The sequence below is a fragment of the Streptomyces sp. SAJ15 genome, from assembly GCF_007595705.1.
Classification (GTDB): Bacteria; Actinomycetota; Actinomycetes; order Streptomycetales; family Streptomycetaceae; genus Streptomyces.
The window spans coordinates 354,711-372,740 of the sequence record NZ_NISY01000007.1 but is presented as its reverse complement, the minus strand read 5'-3'; the positions used below and the strand labels follow the sequence as shown (position 1 = coordinate 372,740).

Below are 18,030 nucleotides of genomic sequence, written 5' to 3'. Positions count from 1 at the left end.
GTCCGCCGGAACCAGCCTGAGCGCTAGGCGCGCTCGGGCAGCTCCGCCGACAGGGCCGCGGCCGCCTGCACCATCGGCAGGGCCAGCAGCGCCCCCGTCCCCTCGCCCACTGTGACGCCGTGGTCGAGCAGAGGGTTGAGCGCGATCCGGTCCAGCGCCTTCGCCTGGGCCGGCTCACCACTCGTCTGTCCGGCCAGCCACCAGTCCGGGGCCCGGAACGCGACCCGCTGCGCCACCAGGGCGGCGGCCGCCGAGACGACCCCGTCCAGGATCACCGGGGTGCGGCGCACCGCGCTCTGCAGCAGGAATCCGGTGATCGCCGCGAGGTCCGCGCCGCCGCAGGTCGCCAGCAGCTCCAGCTGGTCTCCCAGGACCGGCCGCGCCCGCCGCAGCGCGTCCCGGATCGCCGCGCACTTGCGCATCCAGGCCAGGTCGTCGATGCCCCCGCCACCGCGGCCGGTCACCACCGAGGCGTCGGTGCCGCACAGCGCCGCGATGAGGACACCGGCCGCGGTGGTGCCGCCCACGCTCAGGTCGCCCAGCACCAGCAGGTCCGTGCCGCCGTCGGCCTCCTCGTCGGCGATCGCCATGCCGGTGCGGAACGCCTGCTCGGCCTCCTCCGCCGTCAGCGCGTCCTCGACGTCGATCCGGCCCGAGCCGCGCCGCACCCGGTGCCGGGTGACCTCCTCGGGGAGCTCGGCCGGGTCGCAGTCCAGCGCCATGTCGACGACGCGGACGGGGGCGCCGAAGCGCCGGGCCAGGATGGCGACGGGGCTCTCGCCGTCCAGCACGGCGCGCACCAGCCGGTGCGCGGAGCCGGCCGGACGGGCCGAGACGCCCAGCTCCGCCACCCCGTGGTCGCCCGCGAAGAGCACCACCCGCGGCTGTTCGATGGGCCGGGCGGGCACACCGCCCTGGGCGGCGCTGAGCCACTCGCCGAGTTCGTCCAGCCGCCCCAGTGATCCGGAGGGCACGACGAGCCGCTCCCGGCGTTCCTCGGCGTCACGCCGGATGGTGCCGTCGGGGCGCTCGATCAGGTCGACGAAGTCATCGAGATTCAGGCCGCTGTTCACGTGAGGCACCCTATCGGGCGACATCCACGACGGGCAGGTCACGGGAGGCCGGCCGGCTGGGCCGCCGACCGGCGGGGAGAGGGACCGGGCTGGGTCGCCGACCGGCCGGGACGTGGACCGGGCTGTGGATGTCGACAGGACGAGAAGTCGACCGACGGGGCGCTGACAGGCCGGGCGGCCGACAGCCCGGGACGTCGACCGGCCGGTCGACGTCCCACGGCCGCGGGTCAGCCGCGCAGGGGGAGCGCCTGACCGGCCACGACCAGGAGGACCTGCTCGCACTCCGCCGCGAACGCCGCGTTCAGCCGCCCCAGCTCGTCCCGGAAGCGGCGCCCCGCCGCCGTGGCGGGCACCACGCCGGACCCCACCTCGTTGCTGACGGCCACGACGGAGCGGCGGGTGTCGCGCACCGCGGCCACGAGCTCCGCCACCCGCTCCCGCAGCGCCCGTTCGCCGCCGTCGGCCCAGGCATCGTCGGACCAGGCGTCGACCCTGTCCATCGCGTCGGTCAGCCACAGCGCCAGACAGTCGACGAGCAGCGGCGGCCCGTCGGCGGCGAGCAGCGGCACCAGGTCGCAGCTCTCGACGGTGCGCCAGCTGACGGGGCGGCGCTCCCGGTGCAGGGCGACGCGGGCGGCCCACTCCGTGTCGCCGTCGCGGGTGCCCCCGGTGGCGACGTAGACCACGTCGGGGAAGGAGTCCAGGCGCCGCTCGGCCTCCAGGGACTTTCCGGAGCGGGCCCCGCCCAGCACCAGCGTGCGGCGCGGCAGGTCGGGCACGGCGTGGTAGTCGCCGACGACCAGCGTCTGGCCGTCGGGCACCGCGCGGGCGCCGGCCGCGGCCAGTCGGCGGTGCAGCTCGGGGCCCGGCGGCACATCGTGGTCCAGGTGCACGGCGACCACGTCGGTGGTGGGGCCGACGGCACCGGCCGCGCGCAGCCGGGCCAGCGCGTCGGGCCGGCCCAGGACGTCCAGCAGCACCAGGGCGTACGGCTCGGGCCGCTCGGGCAGCCCGGACGCCGCCGCGCCGGGCGGCAGGTACAGCAGCCGGTCGCCGTCGAGCCCGGTGACCTCGTAGCCGGTGCCGGGCGCGTCCACCGCGAGCGCGCGTATCCGGTGCCCGCTGATGAGGACCAGCTCCCGGCCGTCCGGTACCCGGCCGGGCACCGGGAGCCCCGCCGGGTACTCCAGCGCCGGGCCGCCGTGCGGGTGCGACAGCAGCACCTGCCGGACGCCGGCGAGGGAGAGCCCGGCCCGCGCGGCGGCGAAGGCCGGGCCGGGGGTGAGATCGAGCAGGAGCGCGCCGTCGACGAGGACGGCGGTCGCGGCGCGCGCCTCGTCGCCGATGGCGGTGGCGCAGGCCGCGCAGGGGCAGCCGTGGCGCGGCAGCCCGTCGGGGGCCCCGGTGCCCAGGAGAGTCAGTTCCACGCCCCGATCGTCTCGCGTCGTGCCATGTCAGGCGCGCGGGGCCACCCCGTACGGAGTCCTACGACGTCTCGTCCCGAATCCGGTGGCGCGCCACTACGCTGCGGGGCAGGAGTGTGACGAGAGCAGGACGGGACGAGGAGGCGGCGCAGATGGCGTGGACGTGGCGGTTCGAGAAGGCCGACGGGACCCGTACGGAGCCGGCGGTGGAGCCGGAGGAGTTCAGCACCCAGGGGGACGCCGAGTCGTGGATCGGCCAGGTGTGGAAGGAACTGCTGGAGGGCGGGGTCGAGCAGGTGTGGCTCTTCGAGGACGGCACCGAGATCTACGGCCCGATGAGCCTGCACGCGGAGCAGTAGCGGGGCACGCGGAGCAGTAGCCGGGCACGCGGCGCTCACAGCTCGCCGAGGGTGACCCGCGCCGTGTTCGGGGCGCCGTTCCGCTCGTAGGTCACCGTGGTCCGGTCGTCGGGTCGGTGCGCGGCCAGCGCCTCGATCAGGGACAGCATGGTGGTGATCCGGGTGTCGCCGACGGCGGTGACGATGTCCCCCGACTTCAGGCCGGCCCGCGCGGCGGCCCCGTCGTCGGCGACGGAGACCACGGCCACCCCGGTCGGCCGGTAGTCGTCGCCGAGCACGGTGCGCCCGGTGATGCCGAGCGCCGCCTTGCCCGAGGAGGTGACCTCGCCGTCCTCGATGATCTGGTCGGCGATGTCGGTTACGGTGGCGGAGGGGATGGCGAAGCCGATGCCGGCCGCCGCGTCGCCGAGCTCCGGGTCGGTGGCGGCGAGCGTGGGGATGCCGACCACCTCGTTGGCGAGGCTGACCAGCGCGCCGCCGCTGTTGCCGGGGTTGATGGGCGCGGAGGTCTGGATCAGGTTGCTGATGGTGGCGCCGGTGCCGCCGCCCTCACGGGGCTCGCTGACGGTGCGTCCCACCGCCGAGACGATGCCCTGGGTGACGCTGCTGGACAGGCCCAGCGGGCTGCCCATCGCCAGCACGATGTGCCCCACCTCGATCTTCGACGAGTCGCCGAAGACGGCGGGCTTCAGCCCGCCCGGCACCTCGTCGAGCTTGATCACCGCGAGGTCCTGCGCCGGATAGCTGGAGACCAGCGACGCCTTGTGGGGGTTCTTGCCGGTGGCCAGGGTGACCTCGAAGTCCTCGGCGTCGCCGACCACATGGGCGTTGGTGACGATGTGCCCCCGGGCGTCGTAGACCACCCCGGAGCCGAGGCTGTCACCGGCGGTGATCTGCACGACGGACGGCAGCACGGCCGCCACCGCGTCCGCGTACCCCTTGCGCGGGTCGTCGGGCGGGGCCGTGGCCCGCGCCGACACCTTCGGTGCCGGCGCCGGCGCCCGCGAACGCTCCGCCGTCTCCGTGCCGCCCGCGCTACAGGCCACCAGGAGCGCCGCGCAGCACAGCGACAGCGTGGCGGGCGGCGGCAGCCTGCGGCTCGCGGGAGTCTTCATGACTCGCAGTCTTCCCGCCGCGGGCGGGACCGGCCACGGCTGACGTCCGTACGGGTCCCCGCCGTGCCTCAGCCGGTCGCCGTGGCCAGGAACTGCGTGGCCGCCAGCTCCCCGTAGAGCGGGTCCGCCGCGACCAGCTCGGCGTGGGTGCCCACGGCCCGCACCCGTCCCGCCTCCATGACGACGATGCGGTCGGCGAGCAGCACCGTGGAGAGCCGGTGGGCGACGACGAGCACGGTGGTGTGCCGGGCGGCCTCGGCGACCGTGTCGCGCAGCGCGAGCTCGTTGACGGCGTCGAGCTGCGAGGTGGCCTCGTCCAGGAGCAGCAGCCGGGGGCGCCGCAGCAGGGCGCGGGCGATGGCCACCCGCTGGCGCTCGCCGCCGGAGAGCCGGCTGCCGCGGTGGCCGACCCGGGTGTCCAGCCCCTCCGGCAGCCGCTCCACCAGGGTGTCGAGCCGGGTGCGGACCAGCACCTCGCGGATGTCCTCGTCGGTGGCGTCGGGGGCGGCGAAGACCAGGTTCTCGCGTAGCGTCCCGGCCAGTACGGGGGCGTCCTGCTCGACGTAGCCGATCGCCGCCCGGAGCTCGGCCAGCGGCCAGTCGCGCACATCCCGCCCGTCCAGCGACACTCGGCCGCCGGTCGCGTCGTAGAACCGCTCGATGAGGCCGAAGACGGTGCTCTTGCCCGCCCCGGACGGGCCGACGAAGGCGGTCATGCCGCCGCTGGGCACGGTGAAGCTCACCCCCTGGTGCACCGGTGGCAGCTCCTCGCGGTAGCGGAAGGTGACGTCCTCGAAGGCGACCGCGGCGGGCCCGTCCCCGACCGCCGGCTCCCCGGCCGTCGCCGGGTCCTGCCGCCCACCCTCCGCGGCGGCCTCCCGCGGCTCCGCCTCCGGTTCGGTCTCCAGACGCTCCGCTTCCGTGATGCGCGCGATCGCCGCCGCGCCCTCCTGGTACTGGGTGGCGGAGGAGACCAGCTGGGACACCGGCTCGATCAGATAGAAGAGGAGCAGCAGGAAGGCGATGAGGGTGGAGACCTCGATCGCCTCGGAGGCCACCCGGGCGCCGCCGATGCCGAGCACCGCGAGAAAGGAGACCTGGACCGAGAGCCCGACCGAGGAGGCGGCCAGGGACTGCCACTTGGCGGCCTGCACCCCGTGCCGCCACGCCTTCCGCGTCGCGTTCCACACCGTCTCGGTCTCGCGCCGCTCCGCGCCCGACGCCTTGATGGTGCGGAACGCCCCGAAGGCCCGCTCCAGAACGGTGGAGATCTCGCCCACCGCCTCCTGCGACCGCTGGGTGGCGCGCGAGATCTTCGGCATCACCAGCGCCGTCGCGCCGCCGATCAGCACCATCACGCCGATCGTGACGCCCAGCAGCACCGGGTCCAGCACCCCCATCATCACGATGGTGGCGACCACGGTCAGCGCCCCGGTGACCCCCGCGACCATCGCCTGCGTGGTCACCGCGCGCAGCAGCGTGGTGTCCGAGGTGACGCGGGACATCAGATCGCCGGGCGGGATCCGGTCGGCCTCCGAGACCCGCAGCCGCAACAGCCGTCCGGTCAGCCGGCGCCGGGCGGTGAACACCACCGACTCGGCGGCACGCTCCAGGACGTACTGGGCCACCGCCTCGATCGCCGTGCCGAGCAGCACCAGCGCGCTGAGGACCAGCAGGATGCCCGCGATGGGCTCGTCGTCGCCCAGCCGGTCCACCAGTGTCTTGGTGGCGATCGGCTGGGACAGCGCGCACGCCGAGCCGACGAGGGAGAGCAGCGCGCCCAGGGCGATGACCGGGCGGTGTGGGCGTATGTGCTCGTACAGCACCCGCCAGGTCTCGCGCGCGGAGAGTCTCGGACCCGGCGCGTCGTCGTCGGCGCCGGAGGGCGGGTTCGGGGGAAGGGAATCGGAGCTCACGCCGAACAGGACGCCGAACCCGGGGCGTCGACCTGAGCCACACCACGAAGAGGCTCACCGAACCGGGGCGCCGGGGTGCGGGAGTGCCGAAGTGCCGGGGTGCGGGGGCACGGAGGCGCCCCCGATTCACACCCCCGGAAGAGACGTACCGAGAGAGTCCCCGTCAGCCGCCGCGCACGCCGCACAGGTGCAGCAGCGCCGCCACCGCGCGGTACGGGTCGGTGCGCCCGGCCCGGTCCTCGGCGGCCAGCAGCCGCTCGAACTCCGCCGGCTCCGGCTCCGGCGCGCCGTCGGGCGCCAGGTCGGTGAAGACCCGCACGCCGTACCAGGCGTCCAGCGGCGCCCCGACCCCGGTCAGGGTGGTGGTCAGCTCGGCGAGCCGGTCGGCGCGCACCCGCAGCCCGATCCGGTTGGTGTAGGTGGCGGAGTCGAAGGCGGCCAGCGCCGTCTCCCAGTCCCCGGACAGCCCCGGCCGCATGGCCAGCGCGTCGGCGTTCCGCACCAGCAGCGACAGCAGGCCGCCGGGCGCCAGCACCCGGGCCAGCCCGGCCAGCATGGCCCCCGGCTCCGGCACGTACATCAGCACGCCGTGGCAGAGCACCAGGTCGAAGGCGCCGGGTGCGAAGTGCGCACCGGTGTCCCGGCCGTCGCCCTCGATCAGCCGCATCCGCTCCTGGATGCCCGCCGGCTCACCGGCCAGCGTCGACCGTACGGTCTCCAGCATCCGCGGATCGGACTCCAGCCCGGTGACCTCGTGGCCCGCGCGGGCCAGGCGAAGCGCCTGGGTGCCCTGGCCGAGGCCCACGTCCAGCACGCGCAGTCGCCGCCCCACCGGATAGCGGGCGGCGATCTGCTCGTCGAGCTGGCGGGCGACCAGCTCCTGGCGCACCGTGTTCCGCAGGCCGGACAGGCCGTTCAGCCAGCCCTGCACGCCTGAGGCGAAATCCGACGGCTGCTGCTCGCTCAGGGTCGTTCCCCGCGCTTGACCTGCGGCTTGGGCAGCCGCAGGCGACGCATCTGGAGCGTACGCATCAGGGCGTACGGCACCGCGCCGCGCAGGTTCTCACCCGGGAAGCGCTGCTTGAGCTGGCGCTTCAGCTGGAAGGCGAGGACGAAGGAGTTGACCACGATCATCAGGATGACCAGCATCCACAGCAGCAGCACATAGCTCTGCATCGCGCCCGCGCGGATCATGCTCAGCACGAGGATGACCACCGCGAGCGGCAGGAAGAACTCGGCGATCACGAAGCGCGAGTCCACGAAGTCGCGCGCGAACTTGCGGATCGGGCCGCGGTCGCGCAGCGGCAGGTACCGCTCGTCGCCGCCGGCCAGCGCCTCGCGCTGCTTGACCAGGTCGGCCCGGCGGGCCTCGCGCGCTCGCTTCGCCGCCTCCTTGCGGGTGACCGGCGTCTTCGCCAGGCTGCGGCGCTGCGACTGGGCGTCGCTGCGCTTGGGGGTCGGGCGGCCCTTGGGCGCCTGCGGGTCACGGGGCTGCTGCGGCTGGTCCGCGGTCATCTTGGGCGCGGCCTGCTCATCCTTGGAACGGCTTCGGAACACAACACCCAAGGGTACGGGGTTCCGGGTGTGGACCCCAGCCTCTGCGGGAACGATCCGGCAACGGCGCACCACCCCGGTCGCCACCTACTCCCTGCGCCGGAGGCGCCCGGCGCCCGATCGTTCTGCAGGAGGAGCCCGAGGGGGCGCGAACAGTGCGGTAATGGAAGGAGGGCCCGTACGCTGGGTCTGTCAGGTGTGCCGGAGTCTCAAGTCCGTCAGAAGGGGGCGCGCGAGGCCCATGAGCGGTGTCATGAAGCGTATGGGGATGATCTTCCGCGCGAAGGCCAACAAGGCCCTGGACCGGGCCGAGGATCCGCGCGAGACCCTTGACTACTCCTACCAGAAGCAGCTGGAACTGCTGCAGAAGGTCCGCCGTGGTGTCGCCGACGTGGCGACCTCCCGCAAGCGCCTGGAGCTCCAGCTCAACCAACTGCGCAGCAAGTCCGCCCAGCTGGAGGACCAGGGCCGCAAGGCGCTGGCGCTGGGCCGGGAGGACCTGGCGCGTGAGGCGCTCTCCCGCCGCGCCGCCCTCCAGCAGCAGGTCAGCGACCTGGAGGTGCAGCACCAGACGCTCCAGGGCGAGGAGGAGAAGCTGACCCTCGCCTCGCAGCGCCTTCAGGCCAAGGTCGACGCCTTCCGCACCAAGAAGGAGACCATCAAGGCCACCTACACCGCCGCCCAGGCGCAGACCCGCATCGGCGAGGCGTTCTCCGGCATCTCCGAGGAGATGGGCGACGTCGGCCTCGCCATCCAGCGCGCCGAGGACAAGACCGCCCAGATGCAGGCCCGGGCCGGCGCGCTCGACGAGCTGATGGCCTCCGGCGCCCTCGACGACCCGACCGGCATGGCCAAGGACGACATCACCGCCGAGCTGGAGCGGATCTCCGGCGGCGCCGACGTGGAGCTGGAGCTCCAGCGGATGAAGGCCGAACTGGCGGGCGGCGGCAGCGCACCGCAGGCTATTGAGGGCGGCGCGCAGGGCGAGAACCAGCAGCAGGCACAGGGACAGCACCGCTTCGACAAGCAGTGACGGGGCCGGCCGGCGGGAGACCCACCGGCGGCGGACGGAACCGGCCCCTCGCCACCGCGCGAGATCTCTCAAGGAGGCCGTCGTGATCGTAAGGATCATGGGGGAGGGGCAGGTGCGGCTGGACGACAGCCATCTGAGCGGGCTGAACGTGCTCGACGACGAGCTTCTCGCAGAGCTGGAGAACGGCGACGAGTCCGGCTTCCGGCGCACCTTCGACGCCCTTCTGGAGGCCGTGCGCACCCTGGGCGAGCCGCTCCCCGACGACTCCCTGGAACCCTCCGAGCTCATTCTGCCGGCACCCGAGGCCACTCTTGAGGAGGTCAAGTCGATGCTCCGCGACGACGGCCTCATCCCGGGCTGAAACGGCGACTCCCCACCCGCTTCCCTCGCTCCCGGACACCTGACTCCGTCCCACCGGCGAGTGAACCGAAGGGCGCGCGGCTGCCGAAAGGGAGAGCGCGCGGAGGCCGCGAGGTACGAGCGGTCGAGCACGGTCGACCGTCGGCAGTCGCTCAAGGCGCCCGGAGGCGAACCGAGCTTCGAAGCAGGGGGCGAGCCCGAGCCCCCAGAATAGGTTGCCGTGACTCCCCTCGCCGTAGGACCGGGCCTGGCTCGGCCGCGCCGCTGGCTGTGCGAACACCCGCTGGCGCTGGACACCACGCTGGCCCTGGGTGTCTTCGTACTGATCCTGATCGGTTCGGTGACCAACCCGCACTCTCCGCACACCCCCCTCGGGCCGCTCTTCGTGTTGCTCACCGGCCTGGCCTCGGCCTCCCTGGTGCTACGCGGCCGGTTGCCGCGCACCGTGCTGGCGTTCACCTGTGCCATGACGCTCACGGAGATCATCAGCAGCGGGGGCGAGCACGGGCCGCCGCGGCTGGCCATAGCGCTCAGCGTGGTCGTGGCGCTGTACACCGTCGCCTCCCGCACCGACCGCCCCACCACCTGGCGGATCGGCGTCCTCACCGTGGTCGTCATCACGGGGGCCGGCATCGTCTTCGGTGTCCGCCCCTGGTACGCGCAGGAGAACCTCGGGATCTTCGGCTGGACCGGCATGGCCGCCGCCGTCGGGGACGCGGTGCGCAGTCGTCGCGCCTTCGTGGCCGCCATCGAGGAGCGCGCGGTGCGCGCCGAGCAGAGCCGCGAGCAGGAGGCCCGTCGTCGGGTCGCGGAGGAGCGGCTGCGTATCGCCCGCGAGCTGCACGACGTGGTCGCCCATCACATCGCGCTGGTCAACGTGCAGGCGGGTGTCGCCTCGCATGTCATGGACAGCCGCCCGGACCAGGCCAAGGAGGCCCTGGCGCATGTGCGGGAGGCGAGCCGGTCGGCGCTGGACGAGCTGCGGGCCACGGTGGGCCTGTTGCGCCAGCACGGCGACCCGGCGGCGCCGACCGAGCCGGCTCCCGGCCTGGGGGTGTTGGACCAGCTTGTCGACGGGTTCGTGCGGGCGGGGCTGCCGGTCGACGTCGCGATGGTCCCGGCGGACGGCCCCGGCGCGCTGCCCAAGAGCGTGGATCTGACCGCCTACCGCGTGGTGCAGGAGGCGCTCACCAATGTGCACAAGCACGCCGGCGCGGAGGCGCGGGCCGAGGTGCGGATCGTGCGTGAGCGGGGGGCGCTGGAGGTGACGGTCGTCGACGACGGGCCCGGTCGTCCGGCCGAGGACGGCGACGAGAGCGGCGGTGGGCACGGGCTGCTCGGCATGCGGGAGCGGGTCGCGGCGCTGCGCGGCGACTGCGAAGCGGGACCCCGGCCGGAGGGCGGCTTCCGGGTAAGGGCCAGACTTCCCCTGCAGACCCGTACGGGAGGGGACGACAGATGACGATCCGGGTGGTGCTCGCCGATGACCAGGCGCTGTTGCGGAGCGCGTTCCGCATACTGGTCGACTCCGAACCCGATATGGAGGTCGTGGGCGAGGCGTCGGACGGCGCGGAGGCGGTGGCCCTCGCCCGCGCGGAGGCCGTCGACGTGGTGCTGATGGACATCCGGATGCCCGGGCTGGACGGCCTCGCCGCCACCCGCATGATCACCGAGGATCCCCAGCTGTCCGGGGTACGGGTGATCATGCTGACGACCTTCGAGGTCGACGAGTACGTCGTGGAGTCGCTGCGCGCCGGGGCCAGCGGGTTCCTCGGCAAGGGCGCCGAGCCGGAGGAGCTGCTCGCCGCGATCCGGGTCGTCGTGGGCGGGGAGGCGCTGCTGTCGCCCGCCGCGACCAAGGGCCTGATCGCCCGCTTCCTCGCCCAGGGCGGGGGCGCCGACGAGCCCGGCGAGTACGACGCGGCCCGGCTCGACGCCCTCACCGGTCGTGAACGCGAGGTCCTGGTGCAGGTCGCCGGCGGGCTCTCCAATGATGAGATCGCCGAGCGTCTCCAGGTGAGCCCGCTCACCGTCAAGACCCATGTGAACCGGGCCATGGCCAAGCTCGGCGCCCGTGACCGCGCCCAGCTGGTCGTGATCTCGTACGAGACCGGCCTGGTCCACCCCCGCAACGGCTGAGGTGCGTCCAGGGCCCGGCCCGCCCGGCCCTGGACGCACCCGCCCCCGTGGGCGCGGCGGCCCGCCCCGTACGCGCCGGAGCCCGGACCCGCTCCCCCGAGGGGGACGTCGGGCCCGGGCTCCGTCTCCGTGGTGTTCCCGCCGCGGCGGGGCCACGCTGCCTACGGCAGGGCGAGCATCCGCTCCAGGGCGAGCTTGGCGAAGCTCTCCGTCTCGCGGTCGACCTCGATCCGGTTGACCACCTTGCCCGCGGCGAGCGACTCCAGCGCCCAGACCAGGTGCGGCAGGTCGATGCGGTTCATGGTGGAGCAGAAGCAGACCGTGCGGTCGAGGAAGACGATCTCCTTGCCCTGGTCGGCGAATCGGTTCGCCAGCCGGCGGACGAGGTTGAGCTCGGTGCCGATCGCCCACTTGGAGCCGGCGGGGGCCGCCTCCAGGGTCTTGATGATGTACTCCGTGGAGCCGACGTAGTCCGCCGCCGCGACGACCTCGTGCTTGCACTCCGGGTGCACCAGCACGTTGACGCCGGGGATGCGCTCGCGGACCTCGTTCACGGAGTCCAGGGAGAAGCGGCCGTGCACGGAGCAGTGCCCGCGCCACAGGATCATCTTGGCGTCGCGCAGCTGCTCGGCGGTGAGCCCGCCGTTGGGCTTGTGCGGGTTGTAGACCACGCAGTCGTCGAGGGACATGCCCATGTCGCGGACCGCGGTGTTGCGCCCCAGGTGCTGGTCGGGCAGGAACAGCACCTTCTCGCCCTGCTCGAAGGCCCAGTCCAGGGCCCGCTTGGCGTTGGAGGAGGTGCAGATGGTGCCGCCGTGCTTGCCGGTGAACGCCTTGATGTCGGCCGAGGAGTTCATGTACGAGACGGGGACGGTGACCTCCGCCACGCCCGCCTCGGTGAGCACGTCCCAGCACTCGGCGACCTGCTCGGCCGTGGCCATGTCGGCCATGGAGCAGCCGGCGGCCAGGTCGGGGAGGATCACCTGCTGGCGGTCGCCGGTCAGGATGTCGGCCGACTCGGCCATGAAGTGCACACCGCAGAAGACGATGTACTCGGCGTCCGGCCGGGCGGCCGCGTCGCGGGCGAGCTTGAAGGAGTCGCCGGTGACGTCGGCGAACTCGATCACCTCGTCGCGCTGGTAGTGGTGGCCGAGGACGAAGACCTTCTCGCCGAGCTTGGCCTTGGCCGCGCGGGCCCGCTCCACCAGGTCCGGGTCGGAGGCCGCCGGCAGGTCGCCGGGGCACTCCACGCCGCGCTCGCTGCGGGGGTCGGCCTCGCGGCCCAGGAGGAGCAGGGCGAGCGGCGTCGGCTGCACATCCAGGGATTGGGCGGTGGTCACGACACGCACCCTTCTTTCTTCGTCTGCTGGGAGGGCCCTGGGTTGGCTTTCCAGGGTTGTCGTCAAAATGACGCTATCTATCATAACTGCTTCGTGTCACTTTGACGATGGCCATCGCGTCGATGTGACGCATTCCTGCGGCGCATTCCTGGTCGCCCGGCGATGTGCGAGCATGAATGGCGAGAGAAAATCGCCGTTCCCGGAATGAATCCGGGGCGCCGCCGGTTGGAGCCGACGGCAAGCAGTCCGTACAACCCGGGAGAGAAGCAGATGACCGTTCAGGACGAGACCACCAATGCCGAGGGCATCATCCTGACCGACGCCGCCGCGTCGAAGGTCAAGAGCCTGCTGGAGCAGGAAGGCCGTGAGGACCTCGCGCTGCGCGTCGCCGTCCAGCCCGGCGGCTGCTCCGGCCTGCGCTACCAGCTCTTCTTCGACGAGCGTTCGCTCGACGGCGACGTGGTCAAGGACTTCGGCGGTGTGAAGGTCGTCACCGACCGGATGAGCGCCCCGTACCTGGGCGGTGCCTCCATCGACTTCGTGGACACCATCGAGAAGCAGGGCTTCACGATCGACAACCCGAACGCCACGGGCTCCTGCGCCTGCGGCGACTCCTTCAGCTAAGCCCGGCGTACCCGCGTATCGGCGAGCCGGCCGCGTCGCGGAGCCGTAGGACAGCGGCGATGGCGGTGGTCCCGACCGGGACCACCGCCATCGCCGTATGCGCGCCGCGTGGCGCCGTACGAGCGCCACGCGGCGTAACGAGCGTCACAGGCCGTATCGCGCCCACGGGCCGCGGCTAGTCGCGCGGGACCGCCTTGCCGTTCGAGGCGTCGACCACCTTGCGGTCGCCCAGCGCCCGGTCGAGCTCGACCGTCACCTCGGCCTCCTCCGCGAGTGTGATGCAGGGACGGCCCGGGTGCGTCGGCTTGCCGATGATCTCCACCTTCACCTGCCCGGACGCCTCGTCCGCGGACGCCGAGTAGCGGGTGCAGACCCCGCCCCAGAAGCGCAGGGTGAGCTTCTTGCCGTCGACGTCGTAGGCGTTGACCCGCGGCGACACATCCGCCCCCGGCTCACGGGACGGGGAGTGCCCCGGCGCCCCCGGCTCCGAGCCACGGGGGTCGCGCGCCTCGTCGGTGCCGCCGCGGGGCGAGGTGAGGAACGCGGGCTCGACGGCCGGCTGGCCGTAGACCATGGACCGCTTCTGGCCGTGCGCGCCCGGGGACTCCACGGTGAACAGCCACGAGGGCACCAGAGCCGGCCGCCCGGCCACGGACTGCGCCGACAGCCCCACCGTCGCCTTGTCGACGCGCGCCGTCTCCGGCTTGCCGCCCGGCGCGGGCTCGCAGGGCGCGACGCCCTCCTGGCCGCCCTCCCCGCCCTTGTCGTCGTCCGTGGTGCTCTTGTCGGCCTTGTCGCCCTTTCCGGTCGTGCCGTCCTTGTCCGCGGGCACCGCGGTCGCGCAGTCGCCGATCTCGCCCGGGACGTGGCCTCCCCAGCGGGCCTTGTTGAGCTGCTCCAGCGCCTCCGAGGCGTCCACCAGCGGGTAGTCGTCACCCTTGTCCAGCGGCGCCAGCAGCCCGCGGGCGGCCGCCAACTGGCCGTCCGCGGCCACCTCCAGGCTGGTCCGCCAGTTGTGGGTGGGCAGTCCACCCAGCACCGGGTCGGCGTTCACCACCCTGAGAGCGCCGTGGACCTCGCCCGCGTCGATCCGGGCGTCGTCCAGCTCCAGCGCCTCCAGCACCGGCTCGGCCGCCTTCCTGGCCCGCTCCTCGGACACCGGCTCGTCCTCGCCGCCGGCGTCCCCGGAGTCGGTCTTCTTGTCACCGCCACGGTAGGAGGGGCAGCTGCTCTGGCCGAGGCAGGAGGAGTCGCCGGGCGAGCCGTAGCGGGAGTACGACCAGGCGCCCGCCCCCTTCTGGCTCACCTCGAGCTCCGGGCCCGAGGCGTCCGGGGTGCCCCCGACCCGCCACACCCCGTGATCGGAGCGCGGGGCGCCCGGCACGTCCAGCGCCTTCGCCAGCCGCGCCACCTCCTCCTTGGTGACCTTGCCCGAGGGCAGATAGACCGGCGCGGTCTCGGGCCCTCGGGGAAGCTCGCCCCGGGCCCGGAAGACGACGCCGTACGGGTTGGGCTCGCCGACCGCGATGCCCGGCTTCGCCTGCTCGCCCCCGTTCGGGGGCCGCTCCCCGGGGGCGAACCCGTCGAGCGGCAGCGGCTTCGGGGAGTCCCCCCGCGACGCCCCCCGGTCGTCGGAATCGTCGTCGCCGCCCGCGGTCGACGCCCAGTACGCCCCGCCGCCCCCGGCGAGCAGCACCGCCGCCGCCACCGAGGCGATGACCAGCGGCGAGCGCCGGCGCGGCTTCGAGCTGGCGCCGTCGGGGGAATCGGGGGTCTCCGGGGTCTCCGGGGTGTCCTCGGTGCTGGTGCTCACCGTTCCGCTCCTTCGCACTCCGCTGAATGTGTACGGCTCTGTCCCCCGCAAGGGGGACGCCGGTGGGACGGTGCGAAGGAGCGTGCGGTTCCCGTGGTGTCTCGACGGGCCTCGGGCGTCCGGCGCGCGGACGGGTGGTCAGTCGCCGTATTCGGACATACCGTCCAGCAGATGCGCGGACTTCGAGGGCACCGTCACCCCGCGGATCCGGGACAGGGCGACGGGCGGCGCCGGGGACCGCCGCACGGCGTTCCGCCAGTGCGGAGCCATCCGCGCACAGTCGCCTCGCAGCTGGTCCAACGACTCCGGCTCGGCGGCGATCGAGGGCGGGGCGGGGGTGGCTCGCTTGGGCATCTCGACTCCCGGTCTGGGGGACCCACGCCGACGTGGGCCCTTGAGTGGCACCGTATGCACGGTATCCCCGGGGGAAAAGATCTACTATCAGGTAGTTTCGGCCATTCGAACGCGGGGCCTGGGACCCGGTAGCGTAGAGCGTCCCTTTTTTCCGTAGCCCACAGGAGCAGACACGCCGTGCGTATCGCAGTCACCGGCTCCATCGCCACCGACCACCTGATGACCTTCCCCGGCCGTTTCGCCGATCAGCTGGTCGCCGACCAGCTGCATACGGTCTCCCTGTCCTTCCTCGTGGACACCCTCGACGTCCGCCGCGGCGGCGTCGCCCCCAACATCTGTTTCGGCATGGGCGTGCTCGGTCTGCGCCCGGTCATGGTCGGCGCCGCCGGCTCCGACTTCGCCGAGTACCGCGCCTGGCTGGAGCGGCACGGGGTGGACACGTCCTCCGTCCGCATCTCCGAGGTGCTGCACACCGCGCGCTTCGTCTGCACCACGGACACCGACCACAACCAGATCGCGTCCTTCTACACCGGCGCGATGAGCGAGGCCCGACTGATCGAGCTCCAGCCGGTCGCCGACCGCGTCGGCGGGCTGGACCTGGTCCTCATCGGCGCGGACGACCCGGAGGCCATGGTCCGCCACACCGAGGAGTGCCGCTCCCGGGGCATCCCCTTCGCCGCGGACCCCTCCCAGCAGCTGGCGCGCATGGACGGCGACGACATCCGTCGGCTGATCGAGGGCGCGCGGTTCCTCTTCACCAACGAGTACGAGAAGGCGCTCACCGAGGCCAAGACCGGTTGGACCGAGGACGAGATCCTGGCCAAGGTCGGCACCCGCGTGACCACGCTGGGCGCGCAGGGCGTGCGGATCGAGCGCGTCGGCGAGGAGCCGATCGTGGTGGGCTGCCCGGAGGAGGAGGCCAAGGTCGACCCGACCGGTGTCGGCGACGCCTTCCGCGCCGGCTTCCTCGCCGGCCTCTCCTGGGACCTCTCCCTCGAGCGCGCCGCCCAGATCGGCTGCATGCTCGCCACCCTCGTCATCGAGACCCTGGGCACCCAGGAGTACGAGCTCCGTCGCGGCCACTTCATGGACCGCTTCGCCAAGGCGTACGGCCACGAGGCCGCCGCCGAGGTCCAGGCCCGCCTGTCCTGACCCCGGGCACACGAAAGCAAGAGGGGCGGGCCCGCGGGGGCCCGCCCCTCGCCACACCCGCCTCCCTCGATCAGGCGAGACCGCGGCGGCCCGGCGGTGCCGAAGCCGCCTCAGCGGTTGGCGGACCGAGGGGGTGCCCACGCGCACGCGCACGCGCGCCGGGGGAGGGGTCAGACCCGGCGGACTCGATACGCCGTTCCCCGTTCGGCGGCCGTCTCACCGAGATAGTCGTGGCCGCGCATGGCGCACCAGGCGGGGATGTCGAGGCGGGCGGCGTCGTCGTCGGAGAGGACGACCACCACACCGCCGACCGGCACGTCGTCGATCACCTTGGCCAGTTCGATGACGGGGATCGGGCACCGCTTGCCGAGCGAATCGACCACGAACTCGTCCGCCGCGGCCTCCGGCGCCTCCATCGGCCCGGCCCCGCCCGCCGCAGGCGCAGCCGCGGGCGCGCCCAACCGCTCCCGCACCCCCGCGACCACTCCCGGCAGCACCGCCAGGAACCGCTCGACGTCCTGGTCCGCCGTGCCCAGCGGCAGTGAAACGCGGATGTTGCCCTCGGAGAGCACGCCCATCGCGCGCAGCACATGGCTGGGCGTGAGGGTGCTGCTGGTGCAGGAGGAGCCGGAGGAGACGGAGAATCCCGCGCGGTCGAGCTCGTGCAGGACCGCCTCGCCGTCGACGTAGAGGCAGGAGAAGGTGACCAGGTGGGGCAGGCGCCGCTCGGGGTCGCCGACGATCTCCACGTCGGGCACCAGCTCGGGCACGCGGGCCCGGATCCGGTCGACCAGCGCGCGCAGCCGCTCCGCGTCGGCGGCGGCCTCCTGTCGCACGGCTCGCAGGGAGGCCGCGGCGGCGACGATGGCGGGGAGGTTCTCGAAGCCGGGCGCGCGCCCGGACTCGCGCTCGTCGGCCGGGCCGAAGGCCGCGAAGCGCACGCCCTTGCGGACGGCGAGCAGCCCGACGCCGGCCGGGCCGCCCCACTTGTGGGCGCTGCCGGTCAGCAGCGACCATGGGGCGTCGACCGGGCCCCAGGCCAGCGACTGGGCGGCGTCCACGAGCAGCGGGACGCCCGCCTCCCGGCACTCCTCGGCGACCTCGGCCACCGGCTGCACCGTGCCGACCTCGTGGTTGGCGGACTGGAGACAGGCGAGCGCCACCGGCCCGGGGGCGTCCCGCAGGGCCGCCGCGAAGGTGCCGGGCGCGACCCGGCCGGCGCGGTCCACCGCCACCCGGGCCACGGTCCCGCCGGCGGCCTCGTGCGCGTCGGCGGCGTGCAGCACCGCGGAGTGCTCCACCGCGGACACGACGAGATGGCGGCCGGTCCGCCGCCGCCCGGCGAGCGCGCCGGCGATGCCGTCGTGCAGGGCCCGGGTACCCGAAGGGGTGAAGACGAGCTCGTCCGGGCGACAGCCGACCGCCTCGGCGGCCGTCTCCCGCGCGGCGTCCAGCAGCAGCCGGGCCCGGCGCCCCTCGCGGTAGAGCCGGGCCGGGTCCGCCCAGCCCTCGTCGAGGGCGGCGAGCAGCGCCTGGCGGGCGACCGGGTGCAGGGGCGCGGAGGAGGCGGCGTCGAAGTAGGGCACGTAGGCAACCTAACTCCTCCTTCCTTCCGCGCGTCCCGCCCGCCGTGCCCGGCCGTCCGCTATCGTCGGCGCTGCCCCCGTCGCGGGCCGCGGCGACGCACCGTCAGCGCTGGGCCGTCCGTGGCGCGAGCGCCCGCGGAGGCGGTGCTTCCACCCCTTCGGGGACTGGTCCGGCGCGTTGGGCACCC

Annotated in this window: 17 protein-coding genes; 7 read left to right on the top strand and 10 right to left on the bottom strand. The window is 73.7% G+C overall.

The genetic code is table 11. The features are described from left to right. Nucleotides 1–23: 23 nt before the first annotated feature. Nucleotides 24–1,097, bottom strand: a complete 1,074-nt coding sequence (cobT, locus tag CD790_RS20775; RefSeq protein WP_144384782.1) for a nicotinate-nucleotide--dimethylbenzimidazole phosphoribosyltransferase — start codon at nt 1,095–1,097, stop codon at nt 24–26. A gap of 203 nt (nt 1,098–1,300) precedes the next feature. Next, nucleotides 1,301–2,500: a bifunctional adenosylcobinamide kinase/adenosylcobinamide-phosphate guanylyltransferase gene (locus CD790_RS20770; protein WP_186319144.1), complete on the bottom strand. Its 1,200-nt coding sequence runs from the start codon at nt 2,498–2,500 to the stop codon at nt 1,301–1,303. Between the two features lie 149 nt (nt 2,501–2,649). Between CD790_RS20770 and CD790_RS20765 the strand changes: the two genes are divergently transcribed. Next, nucleotides 2,650–2,856, top strand: a complete 207-nt coding sequence (locus CD790_RS20765) for a hypothetical protein (RefSeq protein WP_144384831.1) — start codon at nt 2,650–2,652, stop codon at nt 2,854–2,856. A 35-nt stretch (nt 2,857–2,891) separates the two neighbouring features. Here the strand turns inward: CD790_RS20765 and CD790_RS20760 are convergent, their stop codons facing one another. From CD790_RS20760 to CD790_RS20745, 4 genes are all read right to left on the bottom strand, one after another. Beyond that, the gene (locus tag CD790_RS20760; protein ID WP_144384781.1) at nt 2,892–3,971 is read right to left on the bottom strand and encodes a S1C family serine protease; all 1,080 of its coding nucleotides are present in this window, start codon (nt 3,969–3,971) and stop codon (nt 2,892–2,894) included. A 68-nt stretch (nt 3,972–4,039) separates the two neighbouring features. Continuing rightward, on the bottom strand, nt 4,040–5,887 hold the full coding sequence (locus CD790_RS20755) for an ABC transporter ATP-binding protein (protein WP_399217923.1): 1,848 nt from the start codon (nt 5,885–5,887) through the stop codon (nt 4,040–4,042). 163 nt (nt 5,888–6,050) lie between these two features. Then, nucleotides 6,051–6,818: a bifunctional 2-polyprenyl-6-hydroxyphenol methylase/3-demethylubiquinol 3-O-methyltransferase UbiG gene (locus tag CD790_RS20750; protein ID WP_260867728.1), complete on the bottom strand. Its 768-nt coding sequence runs from the start codon at nt 6,816–6,818 to the stop codon at nt 6,051–6,053. Nucleotides 6,819–6,850: 32 nt separating this feature from the next. Continuing rightward, nucleotides 6,851–7,444 carry a DUF3043 domain-containing protein gene (locus tag CD790_RS20745; RefSeq protein WP_144384779.1) on the bottom strand — a complete coding sequence of 198 codons (594 nt, stop codon included), beginning with the start codon at nt 7,442–7,444 and terminating at the stop codon, nt 6,851–6,853. A gap of 238 nt (nt 7,445–7,682) precedes the next feature. Here CD790_RS20745 and CD790_RS20740 point away from each other — a divergent pair, with 238 nt between their 5' ends. The 4 genes from CD790_RS20740 (at nt 7,683) to CD790_RS20725 (ending at nt 10,973) form a co-directional block, all read left to right on the top strand. Beyond that, entirely contained in the window at nt 7,683–8,474 is a 792-nt protein-coding gene (locus CD790_RS20740; RefSeq protein ID WP_144384778.1) for a PspA/IM30 family protein, read from the top strand. An 82-nt stretch (nt 8,475–8,556) separates the two neighbouring features. After that, nucleotides 8,557–8,835 carry a PspA-associated protein PspAA gene (locus CD790_RS20735; RefSeq protein ID WP_144384777.1) on the top strand — a complete coding sequence of 93 codons (279 nt, stop codon included), beginning with the start codon at nt 8,557–8,559 and terminating at the stop codon, nt 8,833–8,835. Nucleotides 8,836–9,054: 219 nt separating this feature from the next. Further along, nucleotides 9,055–10,296 (top strand): sensor histidine kinase, encoded by a 1,242-nt coding sequence (locus tag CD790_RS20730; protein ID WP_144384776.1) that lies wholly within the window; start codon nt 9,055–9,057, stop codon nt 10,294–10,296. Then, a complete protein-coding gene (locus CD790_RS20725; protein ID WP_144384775.1) occupies nt 10,293–10,973 on the top strand; it encodes a response regulator transcription factor in 681 nt (226 codons plus the stop codon). The genes CD790_RS20730 and CD790_RS20725 overlap by 4 nt, the downstream gene beginning before the upstream one ends. Before the next feature lie 161 nt (nt 10,974–11,134). Here CD790_RS20725 and nadA read toward each other — a convergent pair whose 3' ends face one another. Beyond that, the gene (gene nadA, locus CD790_RS20720; protein WP_144384774.1) at nt 11,135–12,313 is read right to left on the bottom strand and encodes a quinolinate synthase NadA; all 1,179 of its coding nucleotides are present in this window, start codon (nt 12,311–12,313) and stop codon (nt 11,135–11,137) included. Between the two features lie 270 nt (nt 12,314–12,583). On the opposite strand from nadA, the gene erpA reads away from it, so the two are divergent. After that, nucleotides 12,584–12,937, top strand: coding sequence for an iron-sulfur cluster insertion protein ErpA (gene erpA, locus CD790_RS20715; RefSeq protein WP_144384773.1), 354 nt, complete (start codon nt 12,584–12,586; stop codon nt 12,935–12,937). A 175-nt stretch (nt 12,938–13,112) separates the two neighbouring features. Here the strand turns inward: erpA and CD790_RS20710 are convergent, their stop codons facing one another. Beyond that, a complete protein-coding gene (locus CD790_RS20710; RefSeq protein WP_144384772.1) occupies nt 13,113–14,750 on the bottom strand; it encodes a hypothetical protein in 1,638 nt (545 codons plus the stop codon). Between the two features lie 138 nt (nt 14,751–14,888). Then, nucleotides 14,889–15,104: a hypothetical protein gene (locus CD790_RS20705; protein ID WP_144384771.1), complete on the bottom strand. Its 216-nt coding sequence runs from the start codon at nt 15,102–15,104 to the stop codon at nt 14,889–14,891. 177 nt (nt 15,105–15,281) lie between these two features. Here CD790_RS20705 and CD790_RS20700 point away from each other — a divergent pair, with 177 nt between their 5' ends. Further along, nucleotides 15,282–16,256 carry a carbohydrate kinase family protein gene (locus tag CD790_RS20700; protein WP_144384770.1) on the top strand — a complete coding sequence of 325 codons (975 nt, stop codon included), beginning with the start codon at nt 15,282–15,284 and terminating at the stop codon, nt 16,254–16,256. A 170-nt stretch (nt 16,257–16,426) separates the two neighbouring features. Here CD790_RS20700 and CD790_RS20695 read toward each other — a convergent pair whose 3' ends face one another. Continuing rightward, nucleotides 16,427–17,842, bottom strand: coding sequence for a cysteine desulfurase/sulfurtransferase TusA family protein (locus tag CD790_RS20695; protein ID WP_144384769.1), 1,416 nt, complete (start codon nt 17,840–17,842; stop codon nt 16,427–16,429). Between the last annotated feature and the right edge of the window lie 188 nt (nt 17,843–18,030).

What these genes read in the sequence shown, in the direction of transcription:
- cobT (WP_144384782.1), bottom strand. Translation starts at nt 1,097, where the DNA reads ATGTCGCCCGATAGGGTGCCTCACGTGAACAGCGGCCTGAATCTCGAT.
- CD790_RS20765 (WP_144384831.1), top strand. Translation starts at nt 2,650, where the DNA reads ATGGCGTGGACGTGGCGGTTCGAGAAGGCCGACGGGACCCGTACGGAG.
- CD790_RS20760 (WP_144384781.1), bottom strand. Translation starts at nt 3,971, where the DNA reads ATGAAGACTCCCGCGAGCCGCAGGCTGCCGCCGCCCGCCACGCTGTCG.
- CD790_RS20740 (WP_144384778.1), top strand. Translation starts at nt 7,683, where the DNA reads ATGAGCGGTGTCATGAAGCGTATGGGGATGATCTTCCGCGCGAAGGCC.
- CD790_RS20725 (WP_144384775.1), top strand. Translation starts at nt 10,293, where the DNA reads ATGACGATCCGGGTGGTGCTCGCCGATGACCAGGCGCTGTTGCGGAGC.
- erpA (WP_144384773.1), top strand. Translation starts at nt 12,584, where the DNA reads ATGACCGTTCAGGACGAGACCACCAATGCCGAGGGCATCATCCTGACC.
- CD790_RS20705 (WP_144384771.1), bottom strand. Translation starts at nt 15,104, where the DNA reads ATGCCCAAGCGAGCCACCCCCGCCCCGCCCTCGATCGCCGCCGAGCCG.